Annotated in this window: 17 protein-coding genes; 7 read left to right on the top strand and 10 right to left on the bottom strand. The window is 52.2% G+C overall.

Annotated features, from left to right (window positions below):
• Positions 1–43 precede the first annotated feature (43 nt).
• The 4 genes from F1379_RS15420 to F1379_RS15435 form a co-directional block, all read right to left on the bottom strand.
• Positions 44–1,717 (bottom strand): DUF6138 family protein, encoded by a 1,674-nt coding sequence (locus F1379_RS15420; RefSeq protein ID WP_150271277.1) that lies wholly within the window; start codon positions 1,715–1,717, stop codon positions 44–46.
• Positions 1,718–1,759: 42 nt separating this feature from the next.
• A complete protein-coding gene (locus F1379_RS15425; RefSeq protein ID WP_150271279.1) occupies positions 1,760–2,263 on the bottom strand; it encodes an STM3941 family protein in 504 nt (167 codons plus the stop codon).
• A gap of 574 nt (positions 2,264–2,837) precedes the next feature.
• On the bottom strand, positions 2,838–3,026 hold the full coding sequence (locus tag F1379_RS15430) for a hypothetical protein (RefSeq protein WP_150271281.1): 189 nt from the start codon (positions 3,024–3,026) through the stop codon (positions 2,838–2,840).
• A 113-nt stretch (positions 3,027–3,139) separates the two neighbouring features.
• Positions 3,140–3,949 carry an AAA family ATPase gene (locus F1379_RS15435; RefSeq protein ID WP_150271283.1) on the bottom strand — a complete coding sequence of 270 codons (810 nt, stop codon included), beginning with the start codon at positions 3,947–3,949 and terminating at the stop codon, positions 3,140–3,142.
• Positions 3,950–4,227: 278 nt separating this feature from the next.
• On the opposite strand from F1379_RS15435, the gene F1379_RS15440 reads away from it, so the two are divergent.
• Positions 4,228–4,887 carry a pectate lyase gene (locus F1379_RS15440; protein ID WP_203457114.1) on the top strand — a complete coding sequence of 220 codons (660 nt, stop codon included), beginning with the start codon at positions 4,228–4,230 and terminating at the stop codon, positions 4,885–4,887.
• Between the two features lie 159 nt (positions 4,888–5,046).
• Positions 5,047–5,508: a GNAT family N-acetyltransferase gene (locus F1379_RS15445; protein WP_420850508.1), complete on the top strand. Its 462-nt coding sequence runs from the start codon at positions 5,047–5,049 to the stop codon at positions 5,506–5,508.
• 74 nt (positions 5,509–5,582) lie between these two features.
• Here the strand turns inward: F1379_RS15445 and F1379_RS15450 are convergent, their stop codons facing one another.
• The 5 genes from F1379_RS15450 to F1379_RS15470 form a co-directional block, all read right to left on the bottom strand.
• Positions 5,583–6,668: a hypothetical protein gene (locus tag F1379_RS15450; RefSeq protein WP_239004688.1), complete on the bottom strand. Its 1,086-nt coding sequence runs from the start codon at positions 6,666–6,668 to the stop codon at positions 5,583–5,585.
• Positions 6,669–6,744: 76 nt separating this feature from the next.
• On the bottom strand, positions 6,745–8,100 hold the full coding sequence (locus F1379_RS15455) for a sensor histidine kinase (protein ID WP_150271288.1): 1,356 nt from the start codon (positions 8,098–8,100) through the stop codon (positions 6,745–6,747).
• Between the two features lie 2 nt (positions 8,101–8,102).
• Positions 8,103–8,762 (bottom strand): response regulator transcription factor, encoded by a 660-nt coding sequence (locus F1379_RS15460; RefSeq protein ID WP_150271290.1) that lies wholly within the window; start codon positions 8,760–8,762, stop codon positions 8,103–8,105.
• Between the two features lie 40 nt (positions 8,763–8,802).
• Positions 8,803–9,357, bottom strand: a complete 555-nt coding sequence (locus tag F1379_RS15465; RefSeq protein WP_150271292.1) for a DUF1697 domain-containing protein — start codon at positions 9,355–9,357, stop codon at positions 8,803–8,805.
• 42 nt (positions 9,358–9,399) lie between these two features.
• Positions 9,400–9,747: a DUF1801 domain-containing protein gene (locus tag F1379_RS15470; protein ID WP_150271294.1), complete on the bottom strand. Its 348-nt coding sequence runs from the start codon at positions 9,745–9,747 to the stop codon at positions 9,400–9,402.
• Positions 9,748–9,910: 163 nt separating this feature from the next.
• Between F1379_RS15470 and F1379_RS15475 the strand changes: the two genes are divergently transcribed.
• The 5 genes from F1379_RS15475 to F1379_RS15495 all read left to right on the top strand — a co-directional run bounded on the left by F1379_RS15475 (position 9,911) and on the right by F1379_RS15495 (position 15,746).
• On the top strand, positions 9,911–10,270 hold the full coding sequence (locus F1379_RS15475) for a BlaI/MecI/CopY family transcriptional regulator (RefSeq protein ID WP_150271296.1): 360 nt from the start codon (positions 9,911–9,913) through the stop codon (positions 10,268–10,270).
• Complete coding sequence (locus F1379_RS15480) at positions 10,267–11,718, top strand: M56 family metallopeptidase (RefSeq protein ID WP_239004689.1); 1,452 nt, start codon at positions 10,267–10,269, stop codon at positions 11,716–11,718. The genes F1379_RS15475 and F1379_RS15480 overlap by 4 nt, the downstream gene beginning before the upstream one ends.
• 226 nt (positions 11,719–11,944) lie before the next feature.
• Positions 11,945–13,429, top strand: coding sequence for a sensor histidine kinase (locus F1379_RS15485; RefSeq protein ID WP_150271299.1), 1,485 nt, complete (start codon positions 11,945–11,947; stop codon positions 13,427–13,429).
• A complete protein-coding gene (locus F1379_RS15490) occupies positions 13,416–14,114 on the top strand; it encodes a response regulator transcription factor (protein ID WP_150271301.1) in 699 nt (232 codons plus the stop codon). Before F1379_RS15485 ends, F1379_RS15490 begins: the two co-directional genes overlap by 14 nt.
• 117 nt (positions 14,115–14,231) lie before the next feature.
• On the top strand, positions 14,232–15,746 hold the full coding sequence (locus tag F1379_RS15495; protein WP_150271303.1) for an S-layer homology domain-containing protein: 1,515 nt from the start codon (positions 14,232–14,234) through the stop codon (positions 15,744–15,746).
• Between the two features lie 147 nt (positions 15,747–15,893).
• Here F1379_RS15495 and F1379_RS15500 read toward each other — a convergent pair whose 3' ends face one another.
• Positions 15,894–16,637 carry an SDR family NAD(P)-dependent oxidoreductase gene (locus F1379_RS15500; RefSeq protein ID WP_150271305.1) on the bottom strand — a complete coding sequence of 248 codons (744 nt, stop codon included), beginning with the start codon at positions 16,635–16,637 and terminating at the stop codon, positions 15,894–15,896.
• Between the last annotated feature and the right edge of the window lie 73 nt (positions 16,638–16,710).

The following is a 16,710-nucleotide window of genomic DNA, read 5'->3' on the forward strand; positions in this document are numbered from 1 at the left end:
ACATATCATAAGGTACTATATATAATTTAGTGTGAACTTCGTATTATCCGTTAGCTTTTGGTCCGCGTTTGGTGGCCTCAATCAGTCCGTCAAGGTACAGCTTTTTGTCTCCCACAGCTTTTCCGGCCAGCTTCTGCAGCTTGTCCGTTCCACCCCAAATCAGGTACACAATATGCTCCGCCTGGTAATCCGCCAGCCCGCTCACTTCATTGACCAGCAGCTTTAGCAGCTCCTCATCCTCGAATGCTCCGGAACATTTCAGCTTCAAAGAATCTGAGCTATACAGCATACAGGTCACCAGTGTCGGAAGGGTCTGTTCATTAATGCCGTAATGCTCGGCAAAGGCTGAGGTGAAGCGGTCCTGGACCAGCTGATGCTCGGCATCTACCTTCTCCATGTATTGTCTGACCAGCGGGAAATAGAGCAGGCCTGTCAGACCAAGGCCAAAGACCGCATAGCTGCCCGGCATACAGCTCTTCTCACCTTCCGTATCCGTATACCATTCGAAGGTTTCCATGGCCGCCATCGCGTACTCTTCCAAGAGCGGGTGGACCTCCGGATATTCAAGCGCATTGGCAAAAAAACGGTGCGTGCCCGATTTGGCCAGTCCTTTGACCGGCAGCCATTGCTTAACTGCGGACTTTAGCTTAATCTGATAGCTTTTGGGAAAGCCAAGCTTAAGCAGCCCAATCAGGAACCGGAGCGCTTGCGCATAGCCCTCTGCTGACTCCTGCTTCATATGAATGCTTACCTCGGCAAACACATCATTAGCGCTGCAATCCGCTAGCTCGCCGCGTAACCAAGTAGTCTCTTCGGGCAATGCCCCGCTGCCCTGCTTGGTCAGCCGTTCCGCTTCGGCGCTGCCAAGCTGGGTCGCGCAGTTCAGGAAGGTGAGTCCTGCACTTCTGCTGTAGGAAGGCTCATATCTGAGGATGCAGATGGCAGCATAAATGACTAGCTCTATGTAGCTTTGTTCAGTAATGTCCAGCTTTGCCCCATCTTTCTTCCTGTATTCTCTCTGCCATTCTGTGCCTGTATTCTCAAAATACCGGGGCAGCCACTGAGCCTCCACCCAATTACGCAGGGCTACTGTCAGCGTGTTCCGGTGCTCCGAAAGATGCTTGTTTCCCCGGTTCAGCTCTTGGAGCTTATCAAACACCCGGATGATTCTGCCGGAATCGAGGACGGGAAACAGTCCTTCATCGAGCAGATGCCGGGCAAGGAAGAAGGTCTCCAGCGGTTTGGTCGGATATTTGCCGTCATCTAGCTTATCCGAGATATAGCGGCTGATCCGATCCAGCAGCCACTGTTTTTTAGTCTCGTCCACAACTTCCAGAATACGTACATGGGCAGTGCCGCCGCTTACCTGAAATCTACCCTCAAACAAAAAACGGTAATCCATGGCTGCCGTTGGCAAAGTATCTAATTTGTGCTGCATATACTGAGCCAGCTCCGGGACAATCCGCTCACGTACTTGTTCCTCAGTCAGTTGCTCTTGGGAACTCCCTTTTCTTGAGCCCGATATCGTTAAATCGAGCCCGTGGTCCGTCACCTTCACCTTGCCATTCGCGTATTCGAGGAGAGCATAGCCGTGAATTCCCGCCTGCAGCGAAGTGCGTTTGACTATTTTCTCTGCGTCTATATCGCTGATTAATGCGATCCAGTTGTCTATTTCCTGTTTCATATCATCAATAATGGCTTCGAACGTTTGATCCATGTCTATTCAATGCTCCTTTACAGTTCAAGTGCTAATCAGCTGTTAACTTAACCGGGACCCCTGATATGAATGCCAACGCATCATCATTTCCTCATAAATCTGAGCTAACGGCATCCGCAAGGCGGACTGTGCAATGTTAATCGGGGCCTGCACCATGCCTTGATTAATTTTGATCAACTGGCGTTTCAAGCCCCGCTGGCTTTCGAGATAAGCTTCAGGCTCCTTCAACTGTATCCCGATCATCTTCTGGCCGGCCAACTGATACAGTTCAATCTGCTGAATATTTTCCCATCGAACCAGCCCGGTTGCAAGATAGGAGGAATTATCGAGGATGCCGTCATAATCTATGACTAGTGCAGGGGAACGATCAAACAGCTTCCGGATAAAATAAACCAGACAAGCGCCAAAAAGCATAACACAGCAAATCCCTACGATTCCGTACGCAAGGATCAGGTTGCCGTTCAGATATTCCGCGAAGAACCAGCCGCCTATCGCAATAAATATCAGGCAGCCAAAGCTCATCAGCCACAGCTTGCCTTTTCCCATATAGACTTTCAGCGGGAAGCTGAAAATTGTCGAATGAACCATGGAATGCAGCCCCTTTGCATCATGTATTGATAGTGTTGCACCTAATTAATATTAAACAATAATCCGCGTTATGTATTGCATGCCTGCTGCGCTTGGCTTACGCGAGACTAAACTTTGCCGGTGGACGATGCTCTGTCATTAATAGAACGGCGCTGGCGTGGATAGTTGCACTTTATACATGTATTTGAACTAAAATGGAGGGTGTAAGCCGTTTAACTGTATTCTCTGCAACTATTATCGGTAGAATAACGACTTTTCGTAGGATCGCTAGTTTTTAGTTGTACCAAGTACAACTAAAGTCATACTCCGGCGAATTTCCGTCGGTTTAATTGTACAATATGCAATTAAGTCGAATTTACTCCTAAAGGCGGAGCTACTCCGCATATCTAACAACATTCTGTACATCCAATAGCTCGTCGGCAGCCTGATCGCATACAAAAAACCCGCATAAAATGCGGGCTTTAACTAACAGGATTTTCTTATATCTAAGCCGATCCCCAAAGATCGACTCTTTTGTATGTCGCTCCTATGATCAATCCATTCTGTTCTCTACAGACTTCATCCGGTTTTGATCGTCCGGTAACCGGTCATTGCTGAATTCCTGGCCTGCTTCTACTTCACCGCCTTCGCTGACACTGCGGGCGAAGTTGGTGAATTGTCTCTTCTGCTCATCCATCTCATGCTTGAGCTTTAGCAGCTTTTGCGGGTCCTGTTCTGTCATTGGGTTAACCTCCTGGGAATCTTGGGATTATTCGCTCACCAGAAGTTTTCCATTATTCAGCGGGGCTTATGCATCAAATTCCTGAACCCAAGTGAACCTTTTGCGATGCTCCCTCACTCAAACCTGTGCTGATGTTTATTGAAGAACCGGTAAAAGAACCGCACATTGTCCAGTTCGTACCATTCTGCGGTCTGAAGCGGCCTCGCATCCAGATTATAGATTTTGGCATGCAGCGTGCCTAACATAAAGGGAGAATGCGTGGCAATGATGAATTGAGTATCCAGATACCGTGCCAGCTCGTTGATTTGTTCGGCCAGCTTGATTTGATTGGCAGGAGACAGCGACGTTTCCGGCTCGTCCAGCAAATACAATTGTCCGGGCAGCAGGTAGTCGTCAAAGAACTGCATGGACGTCTCTCCATTCGAGTATTTTTCCTGGGCAAACTGGATGTTCTCCAGCTTCTTCTTAAACGCATAGGTGTCTTCATACTCTGCCGCCTGTTCCTCACTCATCCCTTTGCTACGCTGCTCAAATAATATTCCCTCGCGCAGTACGGAGGCTTGCTGTATTTTCTTGATCTCATAGAGAATATCCTCTGACTTCATATACCGGCTTCCTTCGGGAAGCTGCCTGAATTCACGCTCGCGCTCATCATGTCCAAGCTGATAGCTGCTCCTATCGAGGAACCGCTGGGCATAGGTACTGTGCCCGTAGCTGGTCATTCGTTCGGCTCCCGGAATTCCCAGCTTGCCTGCAATAATATTAAGCAAAGTGGATTTGCCGCTGCCGTTGCTGCCATAAAGCACAGTTATCCGGTCGAACACCAGCACCTCACCGGAAATATATCTAAATACATGATCCGGGTAGATGTTGGGATTTCGGTCCGTATAATCCGACAGCTTGAAGCTTCTCAAATAAATCATCGCCGCTCTCCTTGTGCTTGTCTTATCGTATGTGTTCTATTCTACCAGAAATGTCTCAGATAAGGCTGGCTCAGCCCCTCCATTGCCCGATTTGTGTCTAAAATATGGAATGTGTATCCAATTTGAGCTGCTCTGTTCTATGCACACGTGTACGGAATAATCTAGATATCGGGTATGAAGCAGAGGTGCACATCTGCCGCAAAGCCTGCGGTACCGGTCATTGCCGGACCACCAATTTCCTGTTGAAGGGCGGTATTTTATTGAAAAAGGTTTTAGGGATGCTCCTGTCGGTTGCCATGCTTTCCGTGTTCTATGTTGCCAAACCGTTACCGGCTGATGCTGCAACACCGGTTGTGGTCAGTTCAACGATCATCGTTCCTGCCGGTCAGACCTATGACGGCGGCGGCAAAACCTTCGTAGCCAATGCCAGCACACTTGGCGACGGCGGCCAAGGTGAGAACCAGAAGCCCATCTTCCGGCTGGAGAACAACGCGACACTCAAAAATGTAATCATCGGTGCTCCCGGCGCCGACGGCGTCCATTGCTATGGAAACGCTACAATTACCAATGTGACCTGGCAGGATGTCGGCGAGGACGCCCTGACCCTTAAAGCCTCCGGCACCGTGAACATTTCGGGCGGCGGCGCATATAAGGCCTATGACAAAGTGTTCCAGGCCAATGCTGCGGGAACGATCAACATTACGAATTTCCGGGCGGATGACATCGGCAAGCTCGCCCGTCAGAACGGCGGTACAACCTACGCGGTAAATTTCACGTTGTCAAACTCCGACATCTCCAATGTAAAGGATTCTATTTTCCGGACCGACAGCAGCAGCAGCACGGCCAAAATTACCGGCACACGTTATCATAATGTGCCCACTCTCTTTAAAGGGTTCGCCTCCGGCAAGACCAGTCAGTCGGGCAACACGCAGTACTGACTCAGGAACAGAAACGAATCGTATAAGCAAAAAGCCGCCGAAATGGCGGCTTTTCTGCTGTAACCTGTCGTAATACAATGGTAGCTGCATACATTTGTTGTAATTGCAACAAAGCTGCTGTATACTAGCTTTAATTCAGAGACGGATAGGAGATTTAGCATGGATATCGTAATTAAGATTGACAGTCTGCAGGGCCCCGAAATTATCGCTCTGCTTGAAGAGCATCTGCGGGGGATGCATGCAGATTCTCCGCCGGAGAGTGTGCATGCGCTCGACCTGGACGGGCTGCGGAAACCGGAAATTACATTCTATAGCGCGTGGATCGGCGGAGAATTGGCGGGCTGCGGGGCGGTTAAGGAGCTGGACCCGAAGCACGGAGAACTGAAGTCGATGCGGACCTCCTCCGCCTTCATACGCAAGGGAGTGGCCAGGGCTATTGTAGAGCATATTATTGAAGAAGCCCGTAAACGGGGCTACTCGCGGCTCAGCCTGGAGACGGGGACGCCGGAGTCATTCCTGCCGGCGGTCCGACTGTACGAGAGCTTCGGGTTCAAGGAATGCGGACCGTTTGCCGGCTATAGTCTCGATCCGTACAGCAAGTTTATGACGAAGGAAATATAACAATAGCCAGGGCACAAAGTAGCCGCCGGGTTAATCCCGGCGGCTACAAATTTTTAATGACATTAACCGGAACACTAGTTATCAGTATCCGCAGCCTCATAAATCAGGCAGCGCAGGGTCTGATCGGGATAACGCAATTCCGCGTTATAGCGGCTCCCGTCTTCCAGCAGCAGCTCTACGGCTACCATCCCTCTCTTGTTATTCGTCTCCATATCCGTCAGGCTGGCTTTGACAATGGTTCTGCTCTCACCCTGCTTGTCCTGTACGATCTGCGTGGCCTCCTGAATCCAGCTGTCGTCCTTCAGGATCGCGCTGGCTGCGCTTGTGTCAATCGGTGTTCTTTTCAGCGTCGGGTTAAAGGCTGTCGTATCCTCTACCACCCCGGATTTGGCATCAATGTACACGTTGTATTCCCAATACGACTCACCCTGACCGCGTAATGTCAGCGAGCGGTACGGGGCAAAATGCACCGTCCAGGTTGGCTCCTTGCCGAGTCCCAGTTCGGCCAGCAGAACAGTTGCTTCGAGCTTGGAGACATCACCGCCGAACAGCTTGCGGACACTCTCGGCTGCGAGCACCTCCGCTTCTTCCTCTGTGATATTCTGCAGGATGGGCGGAGCGGTCACATGCCGGCTGGAGAGGGCATAATTAAGCCGGTAGGACCAGTCAATGAGCTGCAGCAGCTCTTCGTCTGTCATCGTCCGCTCTGGATAGGCGTACGTATTATTCTCCAGATCGAGATACAGCGGCGCTTGTCCCGGCTGAAGCGGCAGCAGCTCCTTAGGGCGAAGACCGTCATACACATACCCGTCTTCCAGCACCAGCCTGCGGTTCACCTCCGACTCGGTCATTTCCCGGCCCGAAATACGCGGCTCAACACTCAGCTTGTCCATGGCATCATATATCTGCCGGATTTGCTCTTCTGGCATCTGTTCCAGCCATTCAGCGTTCACAGTAGACACGGGGGCCGGCGCTTCCACCTTCAGGACGGGACCTGTCTTACCGGTCAAATCCAGCAGCGCATTGCTTTGCGGCTTCGGGCTGTCTTTGGCGACAACCGCGGAATCCACCAGGCCTGGAACGACAAAGGAGCTCAGGGCGAGAACGCCTCCCGTGAATAACAGAACTGCCAATGTAGCGGACCGTTTGTTCTTGTTCAATGACATTACCTCCATATGGGATCTAAGATGTTGGTTATGGGAATACCTTAATCCCAGGATGTTAAGGTTTAGGAGGTCAGTTGTTATAGAGTTGTAAAAAAAGTCGGATCGCTGTTCCTTCACCGGGCACCGAATGCAGCTCGATCCTGGCCTCATGCGCGTCGGCGATTTGCCGGCACAGGGAGAGACCGAGACCCGCGTTGCCGTGAATTCTTGACCGTGCAGGGTCTGCACGGTAGAACGGCTCGAAGGCATGCTTGCTTTGCTCCGCCGTCATTCCGCTGCCGCTGTCACGCACCTCCAGCACGGCTTCTCCTTCCTGATGATAGGCGAGCAAGCGGACCGTGCTGCCTGGCGCTGAAGCATGAATCGCATTTTCGATGAGATTCACCAGGAAGGTAGCCAGCAAATCGGGATCCCCTCTCACAGCACGGATAGAGGAATCGGTCTGCAGCGTTATGCCGTTCTCTTCTAATCTGAGGCGCTCCGTCTGCCCGACCGCCGCGAACAACCGGGCTACCTTCACATCTGCCAGCTCCGGAAGCCGGTGCCGCAGAACCGATAGATCCAGCAGCTTGAACGCCAGGTTCTTCAGGCGGACCGTTTCGCTCCGGATGTAGCTGCCCGCCTTCATCTGATCTTCCCGGTCAAGGTTGGCCGAGGTGAGCAATTCGGCGAAGCCCTGCATACTGGTCAGGGGAGTCCGCAATTCATGGGCGAGATTGTCCACCATTCGCTGCTTCTCCTCCGCCATATCGGACAGATCGGTGATCCGCTGCTCCACTACGGAAGCCATCCGGTTGAAGTTAAGGGCAAGCTCGCCGAATTCGTCTTTGCTGTGCAGATTCACCCGGTTCGAATAATCGCCTCCGGCAATTGTCCTGGTCGTCTCCGACAATTGCTTAAGCGGCTTGGTCAGCTGCCGGATCAGGAGAAAGAGCAGGACGGCCAGCACCGGGCCGGCAATCCAGTTGATCATCACGAAGAAGCGGTTCAGCTCCTGCTGCTGCTCATACAGACCGCCGATTTCGCGCTGGTAGGACAGCTCGATATGCTGATAGGGATCGGGGAGCGGCATGGATAAACGGATAGACTGCTCCTCCGGCGCGGCGGCGCCTCCGTCCGGCTGGGGATAGACAAGCCGCCCGTTCTCCCGCAGCTCCAGGCCAATCCCCTGCCTGCGGTAGTAATCTCCGTACGACTCGGCCACACTGGCCAGCAATACAGAGGTAAGCGGGTTGCCCCGCGCGCGGATCGAATCCAGGTTCTCATAAATATTGTTGGCGATCAGCAGCTGCTCGCTGGCCGCCCGCTTCTTCTCGCTCTCCATGTTAAGCTGCCAGCTCTTCTTCATCACCATAATGACACTGATGTCGAGGGCAGCAATAAAGAGTGTAAGAACGGCAAGCAGAATCTTATGCCAGAACCGCATGGCTAAACCTGAACTTCCAGGCGGTAGCCCAGCTTGAACACGGTTTTGATCCGGTCTTCCCAGCCGAGCTTCCTCCGCAGCTGACGGATATGTACATCCACGGTACGGGTGTCGCCGGCATAATCATAGCCCCAGGCCAGCTCAAGCAGCTTTTCCCGCGAAAGGGCAATATTCCGGTTGCGGATCAGCACTTCAAGCAGCTCGAATTCCCTGGCGGTTAAATCCACCGGCTCCTGATCCACCCGGACCTGCCGTTCTGCGAACCGCACCTCTACCGCATCGCAAAGAAAAGAAGCCGGAGTCTGATCATTCCTGCGCAGCACGACGTTGATGCGGGCCAGCAGCTCCAGAATCTCAAAGGGCTTGATGATATAATCATCCGCTCCCAGCTCAAATCCTTTGATCCGATCAGCCAAGGCATTCTTGGCCGTAATCAGAATCACCGGGATATGCAGAGGGGCGATCTGCTCCATCACGGTGAACCCGTCCAGTCCGGGAAGCATCACATCTAGCAGGATCAGGTCCGTCCGTTCCTGCTTCAGTGTCTCTATAGCCTCCGGTCCCGTGTAAGCTTTGGAATAAGTGTGTCCGACCAGCTTCAGATTCATGGTAATCAAATCGCTGATCGGCTGTTCGTCTTCAACTACAAGAATATGGGCCATTCACTGTAAGTCCTCCAGATCGCTATGATGTCATCAAGCTTCATTCTCCAGCGGCTTCCGCCGCTAGCATGATGTCGTAAATTTTACGCGTAGTGTTGACGTTACGCACCGTCATGTACCGGTAGAGCGGAGAACCGACCAGCTTGGTCATTCCGCTCTTGTTCACGTTCTCCCGTTCCACCGCATACAGTACGGCGCCGGGCGTATAGATCAGCGTGCCGATTCCCGGCTTCAATGGCAGCTCGTCCAGCACAGACTCCCGGTTGACCTCATCCCACAGGAACATGACATCACTCTTCATCTGCTCGCCATTGCTCCAGGAATCCGGAATTGCCGCGATGACCGTCCGGATTTCGGCGATGCTGCGTACAATGACCCGGATCTGCAAATTGAACTCCGCAGCAATTACTTCCTGTAGTAAATGTGCCAGCTCTTGCGGGGAGTGTTCCTGATCAGCAAAAATAATATTGCCAGAGTTAATATAAGTGGTTACGGATATCATTCCTGCACGCTCAAAAGCAGCCTTGAGCTGCTTCATATTGATCATGTTGTTCCCGCCCACATTAATGCCCCGCAGCAGCGCCACGTATATCATATTCCGCCCCCTCTTTCTGTGCTATATATAAAATTCGCAGACTTATGGAGTATCCAATGAGGCGGCAGCCTGGCTTAACAGGCCAATCAACTGTTCCTTGTTCCATTCCTGCCCTTTGCGCAGCTTAAGTGTTTTGCGTTCCGGTGGACCTTCGAAATCCCCCGGGAAATTTAGCCCCGTTGCATTGAATATCGTGAAGCTCACGGCATCCTTCGAGGCGGAGATGACAACGGCATATTTCCCGTTTTTCAAAAAATGGGGCTTCTTATACTGTATCCGTTCCTCTGCCTCCGGAATGACGGAAAGTATAAGCTCCCGCAGAGCGGAGGATAGCTCGATTTGCCAAGGCTCTTTCAATGCATGGATATACCCGGTAACTTCCTGATTCATGGTTCATTCTCCTTTGCATGTTGATAGTCATCCGCAATTAAGATTATAACCATTTTCGCAGCATTCTCCAGGCCTGTTCTGTCTTGCGCTTGACTTTCGAGGTCTACTGCAATAGACTCATAAGCATCAGGTTTATTGCAATAAACTTATGAGGAGGAGCCGGATGGAAGCCTATAAATTATTCGATGCCGAGTATAAATTCGCCTGCCTGGTCTGGGATCATGAGCCGATCAATTCCACTGAGCTTGTAAAGCTAAGCCAGACGAAGCTCGGCTGGAAGAAGTCTACGACGTACACGGTGCTGCGAAAGCTGTGTGAGCGCGGTGTTCTCCGAAATGAGGATGCGACGGTTACCGCCCTGATCAAGAAGGAAGAGGCGCAGCAATACGAGAGCCGGACGGTGGTGGACAAAGCCTTCGGCGGGTCGCTGCTGCAATTCTTAACTGCTTTTCTGGGCAAGAAGAAGCTGTCCGAAAAGGAGGCTGAGGAGCTGAAGCGGATTATTGAGGAGGCGACCCGATGATCGCAGATCTGTTTATCCGGATTCTGAATATGAGCATCACGGCAAGCTACGTGGCAGCTGCGGTTATCCTTGCAAGATTCTTGCTAAGGCGTGCTCCCAAAATATTCTCTTACCTCCTCTGGTCGGCCGTAATCATCCGGCTGGTGCTCCCTGTCAGCTTCACTTCCAGCTTCAGCTTCCTGCGGCTGGTGCAGCCGCAGGACAAAGCGGGATCGGGCTTCCTGGCATTTGTGCCCCAGGATATCGGTATGCAGCTGCGTCCGGCTGTCGATGTCGGAATCAATGGGATCAGCCGTCTGGTCAATGCCTCGCTTCCTGCTGCCGACCGGGCGGCAAGTGTTAATCCACTGCAAATCATGCTATGGATGGGAAGCGTGATCTGGCTGACAGGCGTTGTGATGATCCTTGTATACAGCCTCGTATCGTACCTGCAGCTTATGTCCCGGGTCCGGACGGCTACCTTGGTCCAAGGGAATGTTTTTGAGAGTGATCAGATCGGTACGCCCTTTGTCTGCGGCTTCCTGAAGCCGAGAATCTACCTCCCGGCCGGAATGGGCGGACAGGAGCTGTCTTATATTTTGCTGCACGAAGAGACACATATCCGGCGGCGGGATTATCTGATTAAGCCGTTTGCGTTCGTCATGCTGGCCATTCACTGGTTCAACCCCCTGATGTGGCTGTCCTATGCCCTGATGAGCAAGGATATGGAAATGTCCTGCGACGAAGCCGTCGTGAAGAAGCTGGGGTATGGGATTAAAGGAAGCTACTCCACCTCTCTGCTCGCATTTGCGGTAAAGGGGAACGGGTTATGGCATGGCAGTCCGCTTGCCTTCGGCGAGAGTGATGTGAAAGCAAGAATTAAGAATGTTTTGGCTTACCGCCAGCCCTCATCCCGTAAGATCACAGGACTTATGCTAATCATTACAGCGGTGATTGTGGGCTGCACGGCAAATCCCAAGCTTGTGGAGCAGGCAGCAACGCCGACGCCAGCTCCGACCTATTTCGGGTATGATCTCGCACAACTGATGAAGAACCGTACACTTTACGTGGGCGATGCCAGCAAGGTCGGCGGGCTGATCGGCGGAATGCCGGTGCTGGAAGGTCTTGAACCTGCAGGAATGGAGCTGCAGACTGTTGCTCCTCCTTATGGAGTGACAGTTAATTATGATATGTATGACTCCGCTTCGGTGACGAAAGGTAACGCGATAAACGGCGTCGAGTTCTACCCACATGCGATCCTGCTTCTCAGCCTGATTGATAATGTGGACAACATAACTTTTTCGCTGGTGGACCGGAGGATGGATCAATATGACGGAGCATTTTTTAGCTTTACTTTTTTCAGAGAAGAAGCCGACAAGCTTCTGGGTGAAGATGTCCGGCGATATGCCGAGGATGAAGCAGGCCTGCGGGAGTTGATTGACCGGTTAAACAGAATCTCATATTGGTGAAATAGTATGTTAATCAGAGCACCTGGATTCGTATCCGGCGCTTTTTGTTTGTCTGCTTAACCCTCCCCCTCTATACCCTCCACTTCCAGATTGCACATCCCTCCTGCGGGAACTGCCGGAAGATGTTTCTTGGCAATGCTGCGGCAATGCAGTGTGGTCAAACTGCCCGTAATTGTGTTACCATGTGCACTAACTAACCGTAAGCGGTTCTTGGGAAGGAGATACTATGTCGATTCGCATAAAAATGCTGCTGTCCTTCACGGGCATGCTGGTAATCAGCCTGCTTTTTATTTTGCTTACAGCCAGTCTCTATACGATTGCCGCGACCGGGGATCTGCAGAGCTTCCGCGATATATACAAGGTGCATTATCAGATTAATCCGTTGACCGAACAGGGCGAAGCGATCTTCCAGGAGATGAAGTTCCTGGCTAAGACCGATCCGGACGGGCTCCAGGACAAGGTGTTGCTGCGCGAATACGATATGAAGCTGCGTGCCGAGAAGTCAGGGCTTTACGTCAGGCGCGAGAGCGACCAGATCTTCGAATCCTTGACCTTCCACCAGCCTGAGCTCAAGCAAGCGCTGCCTGCCTATGATCTGAACAATAATCAGATCCGCAGCACCTTCAACATCAGCGAACGCTTCTATGCCTATGCAAAATTTGATTTCCGATATACGGATGGTGAACGGGGAAGTATCTTTGTCATCCGGGAGAAAAGCCCTTTCGCAGAGCTAACACGCAAGCTTCTGCCGGTCATGTCGTTCCTGCTGATCGCTGTGCTCATCATAGCCAACCTGTTATTATACCGCTGGATCACCCGCAGCTTCATTAAGCCGCTTCATCAGCTGCGAAGCTATGCCGAGCAAATCAAGGCTGGAAATCTGGCCTTTGAGCTTCAGTTAAGCACGAATGACGAGGTGGGCCAGCTGAACGAAGCGTTCGAAAGCATGCGCAAGCAGCTGCAGCGCTCCAATGAGCTACGCCAGCAGGACGAAGTGAGCCGCAAGGAGCTTATCTCCAACATCTCGCATGACCTTCGCACCCCGCTTACCAATATCAAAGGCTATATCGAAGGCATACGTGACGGGGTGGCCAATACCCCTGAGAAAATGGACTCTTACGTCAACATCATTCATGCCAAAGCCGTCAGTATGGACAAGCTGGTCGATGAGCTGTTTCTCTACTCTAAGCTCGACTTGAATCAAGAGCCCTTCCTGTTTAAGACGGTGGACATCGTAGATTTTCTGGAGGACAGCATCGAGGAGCTGAAATATGATCTGGACGACAAGGGAATTGAATTGGACTGGGATAAGCAAACCTCCGGACCGGTCTTGGCTTCCGTGGATCTGGACAAATTAAAGCGCACGGTAGTCAATATCGTGGACAATGCCCTTAAATACATGGACAATGCCCGGAAGCGCTTCGGCATTACCCTGCAAGCGGATCAGGAATGGATCACTATCGCATTCAAGGATAATGGCAGCGGTATATCGGAAGAAGCGCTGCCCCATATATTTGAACGCTTCTACAGGGCGGAGCGCTCCCGCAATTCTTCCGCCGGCGGCAGCGGGCTGGGACTTGCGATTGCCCGCCAGATTATCGAAGCGCACGGAGGCTCCATCTGGGCAGAAAGTATTCCCGATGCGGGTACAACCATATACATCAGGCTGCAGCGGCAGACCAACGAGGAGACAGAGAATGGCAACGGCTGATATTTTAATTATCGAGGACGAAACAACAATCGCACAGTTAGAGCGTGACTATTTTGAGCTTAACGGATTCTCTGTTCAGCTCTGCCATACCGGCGATGAAGGTCTGAGGCTGGCCTTGGAGGAGAATTACAGCCTGATCATCGTTGATCTGATGCTGCCGGGGCTGGACGGCTTTGAATGCTGCCGGCGCATTCGCGAAGTGAAGGAAGTGCCGATCCTGGTTGTCTCGGCCAGGAAAGAAGAAATTGATAAGATTCGCACATTCAATTTAGGCGTTGACGATTTCATTACGAAGCCGTTCAGCCCCAGTGAGCTGGTCGCCCGGGCAAAGGCTCATCTTACCCGGTACGAGCGCCTGCTGGGTAAGCGGAATTCTGCAGATCAGGATGCCATCCACATCCGCGGACTTCATATCGACAAGCCTTCGCGCCGTGTCTTCGTAAGCGGCGAAGAGGTAGCGATTACGACCAAGGAATTTGATCTGCTCGTATTTCTGGCCAGCCATCCGAATCGCGTATTCGGCAAAACAGAACTGTTCGAGCGGATTTGGGGCATGGATTCCAGCGGCGACATCGCGACCGTTACCGTGCACATCCGCAAGCTCCGCGGGAAGCTGGAGGCTGATCCCAAGAACCCGGAGTATATCGAGACCGTGTGGGGCGCGGGTTACCGGTTCACCGTATAATTTCGGGAAAAATTAGCTGTAGTTTATTTTTTGTTAATCTTTTTGCCCTTGGGAGTTTCTTTTTATCCTCTATTCTATAGCTACAGGCAAATACACCTATAGAGGAGGAATTTCAATATGAATTCTAGAGCCCGAAAGATCGCCGCATTATTAGCCGTAACTTCCTTAAGTGCAGGAGTATTTCCGATTCTGGCAAGCCAAGCGAACGCAGCTGCATACGTCACTACCGCTGCTTCGGCAACTGTACCGGCAGTGCAGCCGGCCAATCCGCAGATTGAAGCTGCAATCCGGGAATTGAACAGTCTTGGTATCATGCAGGGATATGCCGATCGTTCGATGGGAGAGCACAGAGTAATTAGCCGGGCCGAACTGGCAACGCTGGTGTACAATACCTTCGGTCTGGCGGACAAGACTAGTGAAGCTGTAAGTCTGGCGGACGTCAGCGACGAAGCCTGGTATGCGCCGTATGTATTGAAGCTGGCGGGACTTGGCATTATGGAGTCCGACAACGGCCGCTTCAATCCGCAAAGCCCCGTATCCGGTGCAGAGCTGGTCCAAGTCATATCTAAGGCCATGCAGCGGGATGTGAAGTCCGTACAACACTGGATGAATGCTCTCGGTTCAGAGACCGCATCTGTAACGCGCGGTGAGACGGCGGTTCTGCTGCAAACAGCCCGTAAGGCGATCCCTTCCGCAGCAGCCCAAATCAAGAGTGTAAAAGCACTGAACGCGATTACGCTAGTTGTCACGTTCGATAAGCCGCTGACGGCAGCGGATGAAGCATTCGCGAAGGCCCAGACGGACCTCGCTATAAGCGGAGGACTGACGCTGACCAATATGCCCCGCCTGAAAACAGGCTCGATCGCAACTTATATCATCCCGACGTCTGTTCAGCAGGCAGGGACTGCTTATACGCTCTCATATAAAGGGCAGCCCGCTGGTTCCTTTGAGGGCAGCGGAACCAAAGTCAATATGACGGCCCCCACCCAAGTAACCAACGATACCTTCGAAATTGAAGCGCTGAAAGAAAACGGCGTTGTAGATTATGGTTATATTATTTCGGCCTACAGCGGCGGCCGGGGAGCCAATGCCTTTGTACTGGATGACAATGAGCAGGCTGGAGGCCGGACGTATCAGGTCATCTCCTCCATGCAGGCAAGACAGGTTGTCATTACGCCGGCAGGCGGTGAACCGATGGTTGCCAAGTACGTCCCGTTTACGCAATCGACGGACGGCAAGCAGGAACCGAAGTTCCGGCTGCCTGAAGGAGCAGCCTTGACTCCAGGCGTGACGTATACGGTTTCCTCGGACTGGGCCAGCCTCGACGAGGCGTCGTTTGTCGCTGAATCGTTCGATGCACTGCAGATTGCCAATGCGCGGGCTGTGAGTGAAACCTCCCTTGAAGTTACGCTTGCGCAAGATCCCGGCGATGAGCTCTTCTCCGGCCGGAGCATTACGTTGACCGCTCCAGGCGGCGATACCTTGACGGCAACCTACAAATATTCCAGCCGCAAAGGAGCGACAGGCACGTTCGATCTGGTTAACGGGCAATTGACTCCCGGCACCGTATACACGGTAACTCCGGCTGGCGGTTGGGCTGTAGCCTCCTCGGTAACCGTGACACCGCAATAAATATTAAAAAAAGAGTACCCCAGGGTACTCTCCGGCTGCCGGGCAAGTCTCGGCAGCCTTATTTATGGATGCCCCAAAAACCCCTCAAGCCCACTCCAGCCTCATGTTTAGACATGAGGCTGTTAAGTGTCGCTTGAGGGGATAATATTATTGGGCCAGGTATCCGCCGTCAACCAAGATGGTTGTACCTGTTACAAAATCATTCTCAGCCAGGAACACTGCCGCGTGTGCGATCTCCTCCGGCCGGCCAAGGCGGCCCAGCGGATGCTTGGCTACCAGGCCATCGTAGAAATCGCCGAGAGCTTCCTTGTTGACCATTCCGCTCTCGATGAATCCGGGGGCAATGGCATTGACGCGGATATTGCGGTCGGCATATTCCAGGGCGAGCGATTTCGTGATCTGGTTCACCGCCCCTTTACTTGCCGCATAAGGCATGGATGTCGGCTCGCCGACAGAGCCCAGAATGGAAGAGGTGCTGATGATCGAGCCGCCTCCTGTTTTCAGCATTTCGCGGATAGCGTACTTGGCGCCGTAGAATACACCGTCCTGGTTGATGGATATTACCCGTTTATATTCTTCGTCCGTCAGCTCATGCGAAGGCTTCTGAACGCCGATTCCCGCGTTGTTAAAGATCACGTCCAGCTTGCCGAAGTGTTTCACGGTTTCCGCCACCAGGCGTTCCACCTGCTGCTCTTCGGCGACATTTACTTTGTGGAACAGGACGTCGCTGTAGGTTTGCTTAAGCTCCTGCTCAGCGGCTTTGCCATGCTCCTCGTTGTAATCGGCAATGACTACTTTGGCGCCCTTCTCCAGAAAAGCCTTCACCGTTGCCAGGCCAATGCCCGATGCTCCGCCTGTAATAATTGCTACTTTGCCTTGAAGATTAGTCATGATGTCTGCCTCCAATGATGTAATTTGTGAACCCCACTCTGTGTATAAAAGGTGAGCAGGACTCTTTAAGTAA

The organism is Paenibacillus tepidiphilus (assembly GCF_008635795.1).
GTDB lineage: Bacteria > Bacillota > Bacilli > Paenibacillales > Paenibacillaceae > Paenibacillus_AQ > Paenibacillus_AQ tepidiphilus.